This is a genomic window from Pseudomonas sp. NPDC086278, assembly GCF_050280905.1.
Taxonomy (GTDB): domain Bacteria; phylum Pseudomonadota; class Gammaproteobacteria; order Pseudomonadales; family Pseudomonadaceae; genus Aquipseudomonas.
In genome coordinates this window covers 1-15,313 of sequence record NZ_JBNNWE010000079.1, presented here as the reverse complement: position 1 = coordinate 15,313, position 15,313 = coordinate 1, and the positions used below count along the sequence as shown (strand labels likewise).

Sequence of the window (15,313 nt, the reverse complement as noted above, 5' to 3'; positions counted from 1 at the left end):
TATCGTGTGAGTCTGGCTAAACCGACTTACTCCGGAACGGCGATGGACAACAGCGGCACGTACTGTTGGCCGCCGTAGCAGTCGCTGTCGGCGAGTTCGCCTTGATACACCGGGCGCGGGAACGACGCTTTGATCGCGCGCGCAGCATCGTGATAGACCAGCACGATGTCTTCTTCTTTCTGCTGATAAATCTCCGCCAGCAGGGCGCGAGTGATTGGCTGCGTGCGCCGTACCCGGGCGTAGTTGTCTTCGTTGGTGAACATCAGGTCGAAGGTCAATACAAACGGACCGGCGTTCTTCGAACGCACCAGGCTGCAGAGTTGCGAAACAGTGGTCATGGGTCAAACCTCCAAGAGCTTGGTGCGGAACATTTCCAGCGGATTGTCGGGGAGCAGCACGTGGTTGACGCTGAAGCGATAGACCTGGCCGCGCTCCATTTCCGGTGGCGAGAACGGGTAAGCGATGGTGCTGATCAAGCCTTCGTAGCCCGGCACCGGCAGGTGTGCGCTGACGTGGGCGACGAAACTGGCGATCTTGCTGGCGTATTCCTGGGTCGGCGCAGTCACGGTGATCAGTACGCCGATTTCGTTGGGCGAGGGCGCCTTCTCGACTTCCAGCGAGCCCATCACCACGCCCATGCCATACAGGCGGAAATTGATGTCGTAGTCGCCCGGCTGTAAGCGGCCGCCGAACAGGTCGGCGATGCGCGCGTTGAAGTATTGCTGGGCTTTGGGCAGCAGTTTATCCAGCGCCATAAACACGTTGGGATCGCGAATCCCGCCGACCACCACGGTCTGAAAACCGTTGGGCTGCGCGCCTTCCAGTTTGATCGTATAGACATCCGCCGGGTGAAATGCCGAACCACTGACTTTCACCGTGCGATCGCTGAGCGCCGTATAGACGGCGGCTTCGGTGTCGACGACGCCGGACGGCTCAGTCAGCAGGTATGGGTTGGCGTTCTCATAAAGGGTGTGCGCCGCGACCGATAGTGGAGTGACTTTAGCTTCAAGATCCAGCGGCTCGATTTCGAAATGATCGTCGCGGATATAGGCGATCAAGCCATCGGCTGCCGGGTTGACGCAGCACGCCGCGCCGCACTCGATGGTCTTGGCGGCGTGCCAGGTCAGCCCACGATCGGCGCCCATGCGCTCCGGCACCACGGCGTACAACGCCGAATCACTGGCGCGACCGGCGAGAATGACTTGCGCGCCTTGATCGAGTGCTGCGCTCAACGGTTCGGTGCCCATCATGCCGACGATGTGGCTGCTATCGATAACGGCGGCGTCCAGTATTGGCGCAGGGTTGAGCGGTTTGATCCGGCCTTGTTCAAGGCGCTGGTGCAAATAGGCAGCGGGCTGGTCGGCGTAGATCAGACCGAGTTTGAAATGCAGGCCTTCTTCGTCAGCAATTTCCAGGGCGATGTCAGCCATCCAGTCGACGCCGCTGTCGCGTCCGCTGGTGCCGCAGGAACCGATGATCAAAGGGACTTGCAGTTTGTCTCGGCCCAGTAACAGCAGACGCAAATCACGTTTGCAGGCATCGCGTGAGAGTTTGGCGCGGCCACTGCCCAGGGCTGAAGGGCCGGAATCCGTGGAACCGGCATCGCAGGCGATGACATGAGGGGCGAGGGCGAGGCCCCGGTCCAGAGAAGTTGCCTTGAAGCCGGCGCCGATTACGCCGGTAGGTGCCAGAACGCGTATTTCCACAATGCTCCCCTTTACGCCTACATATATAGATCAATATATGTACTTTATTTTTGTTGGGGCGAAGATATAGTGCAGTCTGCACGCTGTAAATCTGTACAAAATTCATCAACCCGAGAGCCTGAAATGGAAACTCCTGAAGACGGTTTATACCTGTCCGCCGACGAGGCTGCGGCGATTCTTGGCATCAGCCTGGCGACGCTGTACGCCTACGTCAGTCGCAAAAACATTCGTTCATTGAAGGTTGATGGTTCGCGCAGTCGCCGATATTGGGCAGCGGATATTCAGCGTTTGGCCAAGCCGAAAAACGATGTGATCACCACGGTGACCGAGCCTCCGCGCGTCGCTGCTTCAAGTGCGATCACGCTGTTGACCGACAAAGGTTTGTACTACCGGGGCCAAGATGTCGCGCAATTGGCGGAGACTGCCAGCGTTGAAGAAGTGGCCGAACTGATGTGGCAATCGCCGGGAGCGTTCGGTGACACGTTGCCCAAGCGCCCGAAAGCTGCAACCCCGTTGCTGAAGGCGTACGCGGAGATGCACCCGGTCGAAAAAGCCATTGCCTTGTTCCCATTGATCGAGCGGGAAAACCCCAAGGCTTACGACCTGTCGCCCGAAGGCTATGCCCGCACCGGTGTCGACGTTGTGCGTTGGCTGGCGGCGCTGATGGTCGGCGCCGACGGGCCCAGTACGCAACCGTTGCCGACGTTTATCGTGAACGCCTTGGGGGTAGATAGCGCGTTCGAAGACCTGGTACGCCAGGTGGTCATTCTGTCGATGGATCACGAACTCGACCCGTCGACCTACACCGTGCGCGCAGCCGCCAATACCGGCGTTACACCGTACTACGCGGCGATCATCGGGCTGGCTGCTTCGCGTGGGCGGCGACTTGCCTACAGTCGCGGTGAAACCGTTGGTCGTCTGCTGGAAGAAATCTGTACAGCGCACAATCCTCAGGATCCGGTGTTGCAGCGTTACCGGGAAGGGGAGGCGATCCCCGGTTTTGGCTCGAACATGCACGGTGTCGCCGACCCTAGGGCGCAAAGCCTGTGGCTGACGCTGCAAGATTTGTTCGCCGGCGATATTGAGTTTCAACGCTTGCTGAAAGCCGCGCAGATCGCCCAGGAATTGCTTCAGCAACCACCGGATTTCATCCTGCTACTCAGCTTCGTCGGGCGCAAACTCAAGCTCGAAGGGCGCGAGTTGGCGTTGCCGGGAATCGGCCGGGTAATCGGCTGGCTGGCCCATGCCAGCGAGCAATATCACCACCAAACGCTGATCCGCCCCCGCGCTAAATACACCGGCATCCTGCCGGACTAATCCTCCCCAGCCCGCCACGTGCGGGCTTTGCACTCCTATTGAGTCACGGTCGCCATCGCCGCTTCGCACAGCCCTCAGCATTGACAAAATTCGTACAGATTTACACTGATTACTTGATTGATTAGGCTCGCCGTCGTCAAGTTTAAATCAATGTATTTTGTATTCGTCAATGTTTAAGCCTGAGTGACGATCACGAAATGCCGCACCACAACTCAAAACAAAAATAATAGGAGCTGCTGCATGTCACCACGCACGCGTCTGTCATTTACTGACTCCCCTTGGCTCGGCACCACATTGCTGGCCTTGACCCCGTTAGCCTGCGCCATTTCGTTCAGCGTCCACGCCGACGATTTCGAATTCGGTGACATCACCGGTCGCTACAACGGCAACATCACCGCCGGCGCGATCTGGAGTACACAAAGCCCGACGACCTCGGCGATCAACCAGGGCAGCGCCAACAGCATCGGTTATGGCCATGCCGGCCAGTTCAGCAACGGCGGCGGGCGCACGTCGGACGACAGTCGCCTGAACTTCCACAAACCTGGCGAAGTGGTTTCTTCGCCGGTGACCTTGCTGGCGGAAACCGAGCTCAAATGGCAGAACTACGGATTATTCCTGCGCGGCAAGGCTTGGTACGACTACACCCTTAATCACAAGGAAGTCGACTACGGCAGCTCCGCCAACGGTTACCAGCCCAATCACACGCTCAACGACGATCACTACGATAAGCTTGCCAAGTTCCAGGGCGTCGAGTTGCTGGATGCCTATGTGTACGGCAACTACGACATTGACGGCCGTCCGCTCAATGTCCGCCTCGGTAATCAAGTGGTGAACTGGGGTGAAGGCCTGTTCTTCCAGAACGGTATCAATGCCGTCAACCCGATCGACGTCGCGGCCCTGCGCCGTCCGGGTTCGCAACTGAAGGAAGGCTTGCTTCCGGTGCCGATGCTGTACGGCAACTTCGGTTTGACCGACAGCCTGAGCGTGGAGTCCTTCTATCAGTTGGAGTGGCGCAAAACCGTGCTCGAAGGCTGCGGCACATTCTTTTCGACCAATGACTACATTCCTGACGGTTGCTACGGCGTGCCACGCGCCGGCGCCAACGATCGCGAATCCTTCGCCAATGGCCAGATCATCCAGCGCGGTCCAGATAAAGAGCCGCGAGACATGGGCCAGTTCGGTGCGGCCTTACGCTATTTCTCAGACACGCTTGATACTGAATTCGGCGTGTACGCGATGAACATTCACTCGCGCACGCCGTATTCCAACTCGGTGATCGGCACGCGTTCGATTGCCTCCGGGCCTTATCCGGGTTGGGTCAGCCCGACCAGCAGCCCTGAGCTGGCGGCAGGCAACGGTGCTTACGACGTCAGCTATCCGGAAGATGTGCGTATTTTCGGCCTGAGCTTTTCCACCACGTTGTTGAGTACGTCGGTGTTCGGCGAAGTGAGCTATCGCCCCAACCAACCGGTGCAGTTGGCTAGTGCTGACCTGATCGCCGGGTTCGCCGCATTGCCGCCGGATCTGGGCCGGGCACTGGGTATCACCCTCGCGGACCAGGCCTATCAAAACTACGCGCCGGGCACGGTGGTCAACGGTTATGAACGCCTGAAAGTCACCCAGATGTCGATTGGCGCGGTCAAGTCGTTCCAGAACGTGTTGGGTGCCAACGCATTGAACCTGGTCGGCGAGTTCGGCATGAAGTACATGAACAACCTGCCGAGCCTGGACGAAGCGCGCTTCAACCGCACCGACCAGTATGGCTCCGACCTGTCCAACGGCAGTGCGCTGGGTTGCGCACTGGGAACACGATCCAATCCTCAATACGCCAAGCTCGGCTGCTCGAAAGACGGCTACACCACAAAGTTTTCTTCGGGGTATCGCCTGCGCGCACAGCTGACCTACAACTCGCTGCTGGCCGGCGTCAACGTCTCGCCTTACGTGGCCTTTGGTCAGGATTTGCAGGGTTATTCGTACGACAGCAACTTCATTGAAGGGCGCATCGCCGGATCAGTGGGCGTCAAGGCTGATTACCTGCAGAAATACTCCGCTGACCTTTCGTGGTCTGGCAGTGGAAGCTCGCCGTGGGCGTCAACCGACAAAGACTTCGTCGCGCTCAGCGTGAGCATGGGTTTCTAACCAGCATTCGGACAACGAGGCATCCAATGACAACAACAAAAATGATTTGCCTGACGGCTATGGGCAGCATGCTCTCCGTCCTCAGCGCCATGGCGCTGGCTCAAGCAAGTGCCGCCGATGTGGCACGCCTGGGCCAGGATCTGACACCGTTCGGTGCGCAGATGTCCGGTAATGCCAGCGGAACAATTCCGGCCTGGACCGGTGGTCTGACCCAGGCGCCACCAGGTTATGTCGCCGGTAAAAGTTATGGTGACCCGTACGCCAATGACAAGCCGCTGTACACGATCACTGCCGCCAACATGGGCCAATACGCCAATCAGTTGAGCGCTGGCTATAAGGCCATGCTGCAGAAGTTTCCCGACTACAAGATGAACGTTTACCCGACCCATCGATCAGTCGCGTTGCCGGCCAGTGAGTATGCGCAAATCAAGCAGGAGGCCGGCAAGGTCGTCCTCAATGACAGCGGCTCGGGCATGGCCAACTACGAGAAAACCAGCGTGCCGTTCCCGATTCCGACCAAGCCGCAGGAGTTGCTCTACAACCACTTGGCGCGCTATCGCCAAGGAGGCTACCAATATTTTCCGACGGAAATGGTGGTCAAACCGGGCGGCAACTACACCGTGATCCATCGCGACGCAACACTCGCCATGGCCTCGGCGCTGGGCAATCCGGAACCGAATCGGCTGTATTACTACCTGCTCAAAGTGACCGGGCCGGACAGCGTTGCCGGCCAACAAACGCTGCTGCACGAGCCGATGGATCAGGTCAAGGAACCGCGTCTGGCCTGGCAGTACAACCCGGGGCAACGCCGCGTCATGCGCGCGCCCGAGTTGGGTTACGACAGTTTTGACGGTTTGTCCGATGGGCTGCGCACCTATGACATGTACGACATGTACAGCGGCGCTTCCGATCGCTACGAATGGAAGCTGGCAGGCAAGAAAGAAATGCTCGTTGCCTACAACACCTACAAGCTCGCCGACCGCGCGTTGCAGTACAGCGACATCGTCAAGCCAGAGCATCTCAATCAGGATCTGATCCGCTATGAAACCCACCGCGTGTGGGTGGTGGAAGGGACGTTGAAGCCAGGTGCGCGCCACATCTATGGCAAGCGCACGCTGTACATCGACGAAGACAGCTGGGCGATTCTGGCCACTGACTTGTTCGATGGTCGCGGTGAATTGTGGCGCATGCAGGAAGCGCATTCGTTGCAGCGTTTCGATGTTCTGTCGAGCATCGCCATCAGCGACGTGGCTTACGACCTGCAATCGCGCAGCTACGTGGTCAACGGCCTGGCCAACCAGGAACGTGCCGAGCGTTTCGGCGTACACACGACCTTGCAGGACTTCAGCCCGGCGGCCCTGCGCCGTGCCGGTAACTGATAGCTGACGAGTGAATAAGCGTGGTCGTGCAAACGGCCACGTCGAGTGTTGCGCCCTTTATTCCAGAGACAACTTCGCGATGAAAAGTTTGATTTCGCCGCCGGCACTGGGCTTGGCGTTCTTGTTGAGCGCAAGTCTGGTCGTTGCGGCCCCGGATCGTCTGCAACGCCCGTCGCCGATGTCGGATGCGGCCAGTCGCTCGGCGCTGACGTCGATTCAGACATTGCCCGACCGCCAGGTGATGGTCGGTGACGGCGGCCATATTCTGTTGCTCGGCGCGGATGGCCGGGTCGAACAAGCCCAAGTGCCCGTGGATTTGTTGCTGACGGCCGTGCATTTCGTCGACGGCCAAAACGGCTGGGCGGTGGGGCATGACGGGGTGATTCTGCACAGCGCTGACGGCGGCGAGACCTGGCAAAAGCAGCTCGACGGCAACGAGATCAACGCGCTGCTCAATGAGTCTGCCGAAGGTGAAGTGAAGCGACTGCGTGAAGAAAAAGCCGCGCATCCGGATGACAGCACGCTAGGCCTCTCGCTGGAAAATGCGCAGTTCGCGGTCGACGACGCCAAGGCGGCGACTGCCGGCGGCGCGTCGCGGCCCTTGCTCGACGTGTGGTTTCGCGATGCCAATCAAGGTTGGGCGGTGGGTTCTTACGGAGTGTTGTTGTCGACGGTCGATGCTGGCCGTCGTTGGCAATATCAGTCTCGCGTGGACAACCCGGATCGCTTGCACCTGAATGCGATTCTCGGTCTGGCCGATGGCACCTTGTTGATCGCGGGTGAGGGCGGGCGCGTGTATCGCTCGGCGGACAACGGTGCGCACTGGCAAACACCGATCACGCTTGGGCCTGCATCTATCTACAAACTGTTGGCGTTGAAAAACGGCAACGTATTGGCCATGGGGTTTGGCGGCGTGCTGTTTACCAGCCACGACACCGGCGCCACTTGGCAAGCACTGGTCAACCCAGTCAAAGCCGCGCTGTATGGCGGGCAGCAACTTGTGGACGGCAGTGTTTTGCTGGCCGGGCAGGGTGGCATGGTGTTGTACAGCGACGACGGCGAACACTTCAAAGTCTGGCGTTCGCCCAGCCGCTTGCCGTTACTTGGCGTGGGGCAGATGTCCGCCTCGCAAGTCGCGCTGATCGGCAGCGCAGGTCTTAAAGTCCAATCCTTGGCAGAGCTCAAGGAGCACCTGCAATGAACGCCAATCTGAATGTCGATGTGCATCACGCAGGCCTCGCTGCGCGTTTGGTCGGGCATCTTGAACATGCATTGTTCGGCTACCGCAAAACGGTACTCGTTGTGTTTGCTCTGGTGTCGTTGTTGCTCGGATTCGCCGCGCTGTCGTTGCGCCCGGATGCCAGTTTCAGCCGGATGATTCCGATGCATCATCCTTTTGTAGCCAACTACCTGAAATTCGAAGATGTACTGCGCCCGCAAAGTAACGTGTTGCGCGTCGTAGTGGAAAATCCGCAGGGCTATATCGTCAACAAGGCGTTCCTTGAAACCCTGCGCGAAATCAATGATGCGATCTTCTACGTGCCCGGCGTCGATCGCGGTAACCTCAAGTCACTGTGGACGCCCAATGCGTTGTGGGCCGAAGTCACCAACGAGGGCATCCGCGCCGGGCGTGTGATTCCGGATGATTACGATGGCGGGCCGCAGGCACTCGCGCAAGTCAGGCAAAACATTGTTCGAGCCAACATGCTCGGCAGTTTTGTCGGCAACGACTTCAAGTCGGTGGTGATCCGCGTGCCGCTGTTGGAGAACGACCCGCAAACCGGCAAACCACTGGACTACGGCGTACTCGCACAGAATCTAGAACAGCAGGTGCGCGAGCGCTTCGACGCCCAAGGCGTGCATATCCGGGTCATCGGTTTCGCGCAGATCATTGGCGATCTGTTGGCCGCTTTCGGCGATATTGCGCTGTTCTTTGCCATCACCGTCGGGCTCATCACGCTGTTGCTGTACGCCTATTGCCGCTGCTGGCGAAGCACCGCCGTCACCGTACTGACCTGTTTGCTGACGGTGCTTTGCCAACTCGGCCTGCTCAGCCTGTTTGGGCTCGGCCTCGACCCGTATTCGATTCTGGTTCCGTTTCTGGTGTTTGCCATCGGCATCAGCCACGCCGTGCAGAATATCAATCTGATGATGGTGGAAGTGGGCAATGGCGCGACGTCGTTGCAGGCGTCGCGCCGCACATTCAGAGCTTTATTTCTCCCGGGTTCGACGGCATTGTTGGCGGACGTTGTTGGCTTCATCACCTTGATGGTGGTCGACATCGGCGTGATCCAGCAATTGGCGATCACCGCGAGCATCGGCGTATTTGTCGCGCTGTTTACCAAGATGTTCCTGCTGCCGGTGTTGATGTCGTATGTCGGTGTCAGCCCGGCCGGGTTGCGCAAACAACAACGGCGGATGAACCACACTTGGCCGCTGTTCACCCGACTGTCGCGCGTCTGTGAGCCACGCTTTGCCTGGCCATTGATTCTCGCTTGCCTGGTGTTGCTCGGCTACGGCTACCATGCGCGCCAGACCTTGCAAATCGGCGACCTCGACAAGGGGGCACCGGAGTTTCGCCCGCAAGCGCGGTACAACCTCGACAACGCGTATCTGCTCGATCACTACACCACCAGCACCGACGTTTACGTGGTGATTTTCAAAACCCCGCAAGAGCAATGCGCACGATTCGCCGCCGCCGATCTGGCCAACCGCTTTGCCCGCGACATGCGTCAGGTGCCGGGTGTGGAATCGGTGCAATCGCTATACGACGCCATGCGTTTCAAGATCATGGCGACCAACGAAGGCAACCCGAAATGGGCCGAATTGTCGCGTGATCCCTACGTGATGAACACCGCGCGCTCCGGTGCCGCCAGCGAGTTCATCAACAGTGATTGCAGCGCCGCACCGATCAGCCTGTACCTCGCCGATCACAAGGCAAAAACCCTGACCGGCGTGGTCAACGCCGTCAACGCCTTCGCTGCCGAGAACAACACGGGTGAACTGCAACTGTTGCAAGCCGCCGGCAGCGCAGGCATCGAGGCGGCAACCAATATCGTCATCGAACGTGCGGAAACGCTGATGCTGATTCTGGTCTTCATCATCATTACGGCGGTCGTGTGGTGGGAGTTCCGCTCGCTGAAAGTAGCGTTTGCGCTGATGGCGCCGCTGTATCTGTCGACGGTGCTGTGCGAAGCCGTGATGGCGAAGATGGGGCTGGGGGTAAAGATTGCGACGCTGCCGGTGATCGCGCTGGGCGTGGGGATTGGCGTGGATTACGGGATTTATCTGTACAGCAAGCTCGAAGGCTTTCTGCGTCAGGGGTTGGCACCGCAGGAGGCTTTCCTTGAATCGCTGAAAACCACGGGGACTTCGATTGTATTTACAGCGTTGACCCTGGCGGCGGGCGTCGCGACGTGGATGTTCTCGGCGCTCAAGTTTCAGGCAGACATGGGCATGCTGCTGATGCTGCTGTTTATCTGGAACATGATAGGGACGTTGGTGCTGACGCCAGCGTTGGCTTCTGTGTTGGTTTTTGGCAAGGCTGGGGGAAGACCTGTTTCCTCGCCCGGCCTGTGAAGCTCGCAGTCCAGAGGCCTATGGATGCTGGTTTTCAAAAAACCATTCTTTGGAGTCTGGTTGGAAATAGGGTGATCTTTGGCAGGCTCAGAATTGAGCAATGTGGTTTGTCCCAGAGCTGGTTGCTCACCGCACCTCCTAACAGCCTCAATTGTAAGGCTTGGAGGTCTCAAGGGAATTGGGGCCTGTTCACAAAGCACCCACAAGCTGAACAAAGGGTTCGCAGGTGAATATGGCCGTAAGCTATCATCTCAGTCTTCGTATGAGGCTCACCAGAAGTTCACCTTCCCGCTCAGACCCAAGATCGATCATTCAGTCTTCGGCAGATGAATGCCTGGTAGCCGCCAGCCTGCTTGGAGACACGGATGTTCATTCGCTTGCGCGCAATCTATCACCGGGCATTAGGTGCCTATAACGCTTGGAGCAACGAGACTCGCCGTAAGATAGCCGCGTTGAAGCGGTATCCACGTGCAGCCGTTAGCGCCTATAAGGCCGCATGTGCGTTTTTGGCCGCGCCTACTCATGAAAACCTGTTTGAGCCGCTAACTCCTGTGCTTATTGAGCCAGGGAAAGTCCATCGGTATGAACGCGAGTTACTAAACGGCCTCAGGAACGATCAGGTTAGGAACATTGCGATCACGGGGGAGTATGGGGCAGGGAAGAGCAGCGTGCTTCGCACCTTTGTCCACCGCCACCCAGAGTTTGTCTACGCGTTTGTTTCGTTGGCCACATTCGGCAAGGACAACGAAATTTCCGGGGCCTATGAGCTTGTTACTGAGGCCGGCGTGGCTGGGGGGGGGAGCATCGCCCTCCGAATCTGCGCGCTCATCGGGGTCACACGCCAAGGCTGACCAAGAATCAAAATCCGAGGAAAATAAGGCCGAATCCGATCTCGTTGCCCGGATCGAGGAGACGATAGTCCAGCAGCTACTGTATTCCGTCCCTGCAAAGACACTCCCCAAGACCCGTCTTAAGAGGATAGACCAAGCGTCGGGCTTGAAGATCTGGTTCAAAACTATCTGCTATGGCTTCCTCATTTTGGCAGGTCTGAGACTGTACGTCCCAATAGCTGAAAAGCTGCCTAAGATCGAACCTGCCTGGATCCTAGAATGGTTAATGTGGATACCGAGCTCTCTCGCCGTAGCGGTCGCCGCACTGGGGACCGTTTACTTCCTGCATGCGGGCCTGAGGCTGGCGTCGTTGTTCAGTATCGATGGACTGACGCTCAAAGGCGGCAAACTGGAAACCACTCACCATGGCTCCGTACTGCACAAGAATATTGACGAGATCATTTACTGCTTCGAGCGCAGCAGCATTGACGTGGTGATCATTGAGGATCTCGACCGTTTCGGGATTCATGACGTGTTCACCCGATTGCGAGAAATCAATTTCATCATCAAGCAGTCACCCCAGGTGAACCGACCTGTCTACTTCGTCTATGCGCTACGCGATGAGATGTTCGTCGTTGGCGAAAAAACCAAGTTTTTTGACCTCATCGTCCCCGTGATCCCTGTGATCAACTCGGAAAACTCCCAAGAAAAATGATGGAGCTTCTGAACGGTCGAAGCTTCAAATCAAAGCCGTTGGGCGAGCACCTCGACCGTCGACTGGTGGAAACTGTTTGCTATTACATCGATGACCTTCGACTGGTGAAAAATATCGTCAACGAGTTCGATATGTTCTCGAATATCCTTGCGAGCGGCCTACGTCTGGAACCAGACAAGCTGTTTGCGATTGTCGCGGTTCGAAACCTACACCCTGGAGCGTATGCCGACCTAGTCAAACGGCGAGGAGCGATTTATGGCGTCATCAAGGGCCTCGACGCCTGGAAAATCCAGCAAAACGAGGCGCATGCCAAGCAGCTTGATGATTTAAGACGTGAGCGAGATGAGCGAGTGTCCGAGTTGGCTAACAACGTTAGTGAACTCAGGGCTTACGTATGGTTCACGCTCCTTCGGTTGGCCGATATCGACACGGCAACCCATGTCATAATCACCGGTACCCAGTACACGCCGCAGCAGTTTGTGACCGACAAGGTGTTCGACGTGTTAATGAATCAAGCCGGGCACCTCTCAATGTATGCTGCGGATCAATACGGACGGGTATTCAAAAACTCATCTCGTAATGTCCCGACGGCAGAGCTGCTCAAGGCGACTTCCTATGAACGGCGCCATTTCTTGCTTGGGCGGCGGCTCAGTACGATAGCGGATGAGATCGCGTCGGCGCAGAGCCAATCTGATCAGGTCAACAGGATGTCGTTTACCTCTGCGGTCAAGAAAGGCTATGGAGAGGTTGTAAGGAATAATCTCCAGGGCTTGGACGTCGTGAGCTATCTGATGCAGCATGGCTTTCTCGATGCTGACTACACGGACTACCTAGGTTATTTCTATCAGGGATCGCTGACGCCTGGAGATAAAGACCTGATCCTTTCGCTCAGACGTGGTGTGCTGCTTGAGGTATCCACGTCCGTAGACAACCCGTACAACGTACTTGAAAAGCTCAAAAGTGATGAGCTGGACGAGGGCAGGGGGATAATCGTCGATTTGATCGCCTGTCTCAGCGCCCGACCAACCTCACTCTCATTCGCTGCAGCAGACGCCCAGTTAAGGCACGTGCTGAGAAGCGGCCTAAACGAGCACACGGAGCGAATGGCCCTCGTAGTACACGAGCTTTTGAGCAGGACAGAAATCGCGGGATTTATCCAGGCCGTTTACCGCCTGGAACCAAAACTGTTTCTCCGGCTTTTCGAAGCGAGTGACCTCGGAGATGCAAGCGGTGTTTTTGAAGGAAGCGAGTCCCGTCAGAAGTTAGTCAAAGCAATCGTCGATAACCTGTCGGAATCCAATTTCAAGGCCCTGGCCAATGACGCTCTGACGGATCTGGTGCCTACGATTGACTGCTTGGAAGATGCATCTCGACTGATACCAGGATTGGAAAGCAATGCCGGAGCCTGGGCGTGGCTCAGAACGTACCCGATCCAGTTCTCCTCACTGGGCAATGTGATGAGTCTCGCAGACCTCGAAAGGCTGATCGAATGGCGCTGCATGAAGATCAACCTGCCAATGCTATCGCTGATATGCGCGAAGTTGGAAGCTGGGCAGCATTCTAAAGACGCCAAATCCGAACCTGCAGATGTGGGCATCGTGTCTCTGCGTAGACTGCAGGCTTTGGGCATCAATGGGCTCGGTGATTATCTGCTATCTCACGCCGATGAGCTCGGTAGCGCATTGCTAGGTCAGTCTGCTGTCCTGGATGAATCAAGCGATTCCTTGGCCAGTTTACTAGCAGAACTGGACACAGATCACGACCTGACAAATCGACTCTTCGATCACACGACCTGTGACTTGCACACTCTCAATGACACCCCAAGACATCTTTGGGCAAAGGCACTTGAAAGTGATCGCCTGGTGGCCAAAGCTGACGCTGCGTGGATCTTTTTTGAGAAACTCATTGCGCCAGACGGCCATGTTTCGGGCGAAGAAATCGGATCGGAATCCACAACGGTGTTCACCGCCTTCATCGCTCGGAATGCATCGGTTCTCAAGGGAACGCTGTGGCAGTCAACGAGCGCAGACTGGGCGCTGCAACAGTATCTTCTGAGCTCGCCCAGCATCAGTAATGACGTGCTCAAGGTATTGCTCGATGGAGTCGTGCTCCAAGATCTATCAATGATCAAAGCGGTCTTACCTGCGGGGCGCTGGGTCATGCTGGTGACCTCATCATTCCTTCCATACAGCTCGGAGGTCAGGGACATCGTATTGAGTACTTGCCCACACCTCGAGGGCCAGTACCTGGTTGAACGGTGGGATCTAGCAATAGCCGAGGTCGATATCGGCTCGCTCCGACTCGACTCGATGCTCACGCTGAGCAGAAGCAAAGCGTTGCCACTCACACTGAAAATTCAGATGTGGTCAGGGCTTAGCTTGGAGAAGATTGAAAGCAAACCCGAAGCGGTTCCTGAGCTCGGCCGTGTATCTGCGCTAGCCAACCAAGCTGGCGAAAGGTTTGCTGATTCGCTGACGCCTGTGCTGCGACATCTGGTTCGCAACGCAAGCCTCATCCCGGAGCATCGCTCTGAAATGCTGACACAATGTCTTTCAGGGATGAAGTGGCCAGACGTTTCAGCAGCTCTGGCGTTGCTCGACGATGAGGACTTTAAAACCATGAGCTCGAAGGTCAAGAAGATCAAGGTAAGAAACACTGAGTCAAATCAGAGGTTGGTGGGCGCGATGAAATCTGAGGGGTACCTGGCAACGGTGACACCAGAGGACGACGTCATCATCGCAACTACCAGGCCTTCATCCATGACGACTGAGGGCGGGTGGGTATAGGCGTTTTTTGCCAGCAGTGTGGAAATGCCCTGGTCACTAGTGGAGGTTGTCAGGGCCGAGGAGACCGGGATAGTGACGGAGTACAGATGTACCCCTAAGGACTGATGAGAACTCACCACCCCCGTCTTGCTCATTGAGTCAGCGTGGCTTCAAGCACTTTATCGATTGACGATTAAAGCCATGTAGCGATCCGTGTATCTCTCCGGTGCAGCTTGTGAGTCGTCTGTGATGTCTTTGAAGTATCAGCTCACGAGATCTGCAGCGGCTCGTACAAAAACCAGAGAGAAATTGCCTTGAGATCTAAGGATAAAAGGATACCACTGGCTATCCTCACAAGAGATCTCCTGTCTATCTGCAGAATCGGGCCTACTTTGCCGACATCGCTTGTGTACCAGCCTTCGCCCTCGATGGCCGGGCCAGGAACCATCCAGCGAATGCTGATCTGGCCGGAGTACTCAGGCTCGCCAATCTCGGGGAAAACCATTTTGCGGGTGTGTGAGTGGATACCGTCAGCTCCGATCACCAGATCGAATGCGCGAGTTTCACCATCGGAAAAAGTCACCAGCGCTGAATCGCCACTGTCGTCGATGGCAGTGATCGTCAGGCCTTTGCGAATGCTGCACAGCGAGTTCGCGGTGTTTTCCAGAATCTGCGCAAACGCAGGACGGAATACGGCAACGCCATCCTTCGAACCTGGCCATTCTGGTCTGCGAGGTGCCGCGCGGAGCAGTTGCCCGTCAGCGGCGTAGAGCGAGGCAGCAGTCGAATCAGCAGCGAAAGTTCTGCCGGTGTCGCAGCACTCTTGGTACACCCCAAGTTCAAACAGGGCTTCGGCCGCACGACCGGACAAGGCCATCGAGGC

General features: G+C 57.1%; 10 protein-coding genes and 1 pseudogene. 8 read left to right on the top strand and 3 right to left on the bottom strand.

The window, feature by feature from the left end; translation table 11 throughout:
- Positions 1-26: 26 nt before the first annotated feature.
- Positions 27-338: a DUF4387 domain-containing protein gene (locus tag ACQKP4_RS21545; RefSeq protein ID WP_427635626.1), complete on the bottom strand. Its 312-nt coding sequence runs from the start codon at positions 336-338 to the stop codon at positions 27-29.
- A 3-nt stretch (positions 339-341) separates the two neighbouring features.
- Positions 342-1,706 carry an acyclic terpene utilization AtuA family protein gene (locus ACQKP4_RS21540; protein ID WP_427635625.1) on the bottom strand — a complete coding sequence of 455 codons (1,365 nt, stop codon included), beginning with the start codon at positions 1,704-1,706 and terminating at the stop codon, positions 342-344.
- 123 nt (positions 1,707-1,829) lie between these two features.
- Here ACQKP4_RS21540 and ACQKP4_RS21535 point away from each other — a divergent pair, with 123 nt between their 5' ends.
- From ACQKP4_RS21535 to ACQKP4_RS21500, 8 genes are all read left to right on the top strand, one after another.
- Positions 1,830-3,023: a citrate/2-methylcitrate synthase gene (locus ACQKP4_RS21535; RefSeq protein WP_427635624.1), complete on the top strand. Its 1,194-nt coding sequence runs from the start codon at positions 1,830-1,832 to the stop codon at positions 3,021-3,023.
- A 240-nt stretch (positions 3,024-3,263) separates the two neighbouring features.
- Complete coding sequence (locus tag ACQKP4_RS21530) at positions 3,264-5,162, top strand: DUF1302 domain-containing protein (RefSeq protein WP_262141216.1); 1,899 nt, start codon at positions 3,264-3,266, stop codon at positions 5,160-5,162.
- A 26-nt stretch (positions 5,163-5,188) separates the two neighbouring features.
- Positions 5,189-6,541: a DUF1329 domain-containing protein gene (locus ACQKP4_RS21525; RefSeq protein WP_262141215.1), complete on the top strand. Its 1,353-nt coding sequence runs from the start codon at positions 5,189-5,191 to the stop codon at positions 6,539-6,541.
- Positions 6,542-6,620: 79 nt separating this feature from the next.
- On the top strand, positions 6,621-7,742 hold the full coding sequence (locus ACQKP4_RS21520; protein ID WP_262141214.1) for a WD40/YVTN/BNR-like repeat-containing protein: 1,122 nt from the start codon (positions 6,621-6,623) through the stop codon (positions 7,740-7,742).
- Positions 7,739-10,120 (top strand): efflux RND transporter permease subunit, encoded by a 2,382-nt coding sequence (locus ACQKP4_RS21515; RefSeq protein ID WP_427635623.1) that lies wholly within the window; start codon positions 7,739-7,741, stop codon positions 10,118-10,120. Before ACQKP4_RS21520 ends, ACQKP4_RS21515 begins: the two co-directional genes overlap by 4 nt.
- Before the next feature lie 365 nt (positions 10,121-10,485).
- Positions 10,486-10,971: a hypothetical protein gene (locus tag ACQKP4_RS21510; RefSeq protein WP_427635622.1), complete on the top strand. Its 486-nt coding sequence runs from the start codon at positions 10,486-10,488 to the stop codon at positions 10,969-10,971.
- On the top strand, positions 10,883-11,665 hold the full coding sequence (locus ACQKP4_RS21505; protein WP_427635621.1) for a hypothetical protein: 783 nt from the start codon (positions 10,883-10,885) through the stop codon (positions 11,663-11,665). The genes ACQKP4_RS21510 and ACQKP4_RS21505 overlap by 89 nt, the downstream gene beginning before the upstream one ends.
- Positions 11,665-14,451, top strand: coding sequence for a hypothetical protein (locus tag ACQKP4_RS21500; RefSeq protein WP_427635620.1), 2,787 nt, complete (start codon positions 11,665-11,667; stop codon positions 14,449-14,451). Before ACQKP4_RS21505 ends, ACQKP4_RS21500 begins: the two co-directional genes overlap by 1 nt.
- A 247-nt stretch (positions 14,452-14,698) precedes the next feature.
- Here ACQKP4_RS21500 and ACQKP4_RS21495 read toward each other — a convergent pair.
- Positions 14,699-15,313 (bottom strand): annotated as a pseudogene (locus ACQKP4_RS21495) (hypothetical protein); the annotation flags it as partial.

What these genes read in the sequence shown, in the direction of transcription:
- ACQKP4_RS21525 (WP_262141215.1), top strand. Translation starts at nt 5,189, where the DNA reads ATGACAACAACAAAAATGATTTGCCTGACGGCTATGGGCAGCATGCTC.
- ACQKP4_RS21535 (WP_427635624.1), top strand. Translation starts at nt 1,830, where the DNA reads ATGGAAACTCCTGAAGACGGTTTATACCTGTCCGCCGACGAGGCTGCG.
- ACQKP4_RS21530 (WP_262141216.1), top strand. Translation starts at nt 3,264, where the DNA reads ATGTCACCACGCACGCGTCTGTCATTTACTGACTCCCCTTGGCTCGGC.
- ACQKP4_RS21510 (WP_427635622.1), top strand. Translation starts at nt 10,486, where the DNA reads ATGTTCATTCGCTTGCGCGCAATCTATCACCGGGCATTAGGTGCCTAT.
- ACQKP4_RS21500 (WP_427635620.1), top strand. Translation starts at nt 11,665, where the DNA reads ATGGAGCTTCTGAACGGTCGAAGCTTCAAATCAAAGCCGTTGGGCGAG.
- ACQKP4_RS21515 (WP_427635623.1), top strand. Translation starts at nt 7,739, where the DNA reads ATGAACGCCAATCTGAATGTCGATGTGCATCACGCAGGCCTCGCTGCG.
- ACQKP4_RS21545 (WP_427635626.1), bottom strand. Translation starts at nt 338, where the DNA reads ATGACCACTGTTTCGCAACTCTGCAGCCTGGTGCGTTCGAAGAACGCC.
- ACQKP4_RS21520 (WP_262141214.1), top strand. Translation starts at nt 6,621, where the DNA reads ATGAAAAGTTTGATTTCGCCGCCGGCACTGGGCTTGGCGTTCTTGTTG.
- ACQKP4_RS21505 (WP_427635621.1), top strand. Translation starts at nt 10,883, where the DNA reads ATGAGCTTGTTACTGAGGCCGGCGTGGCTGGGGGGGGGAGCATCGCCC.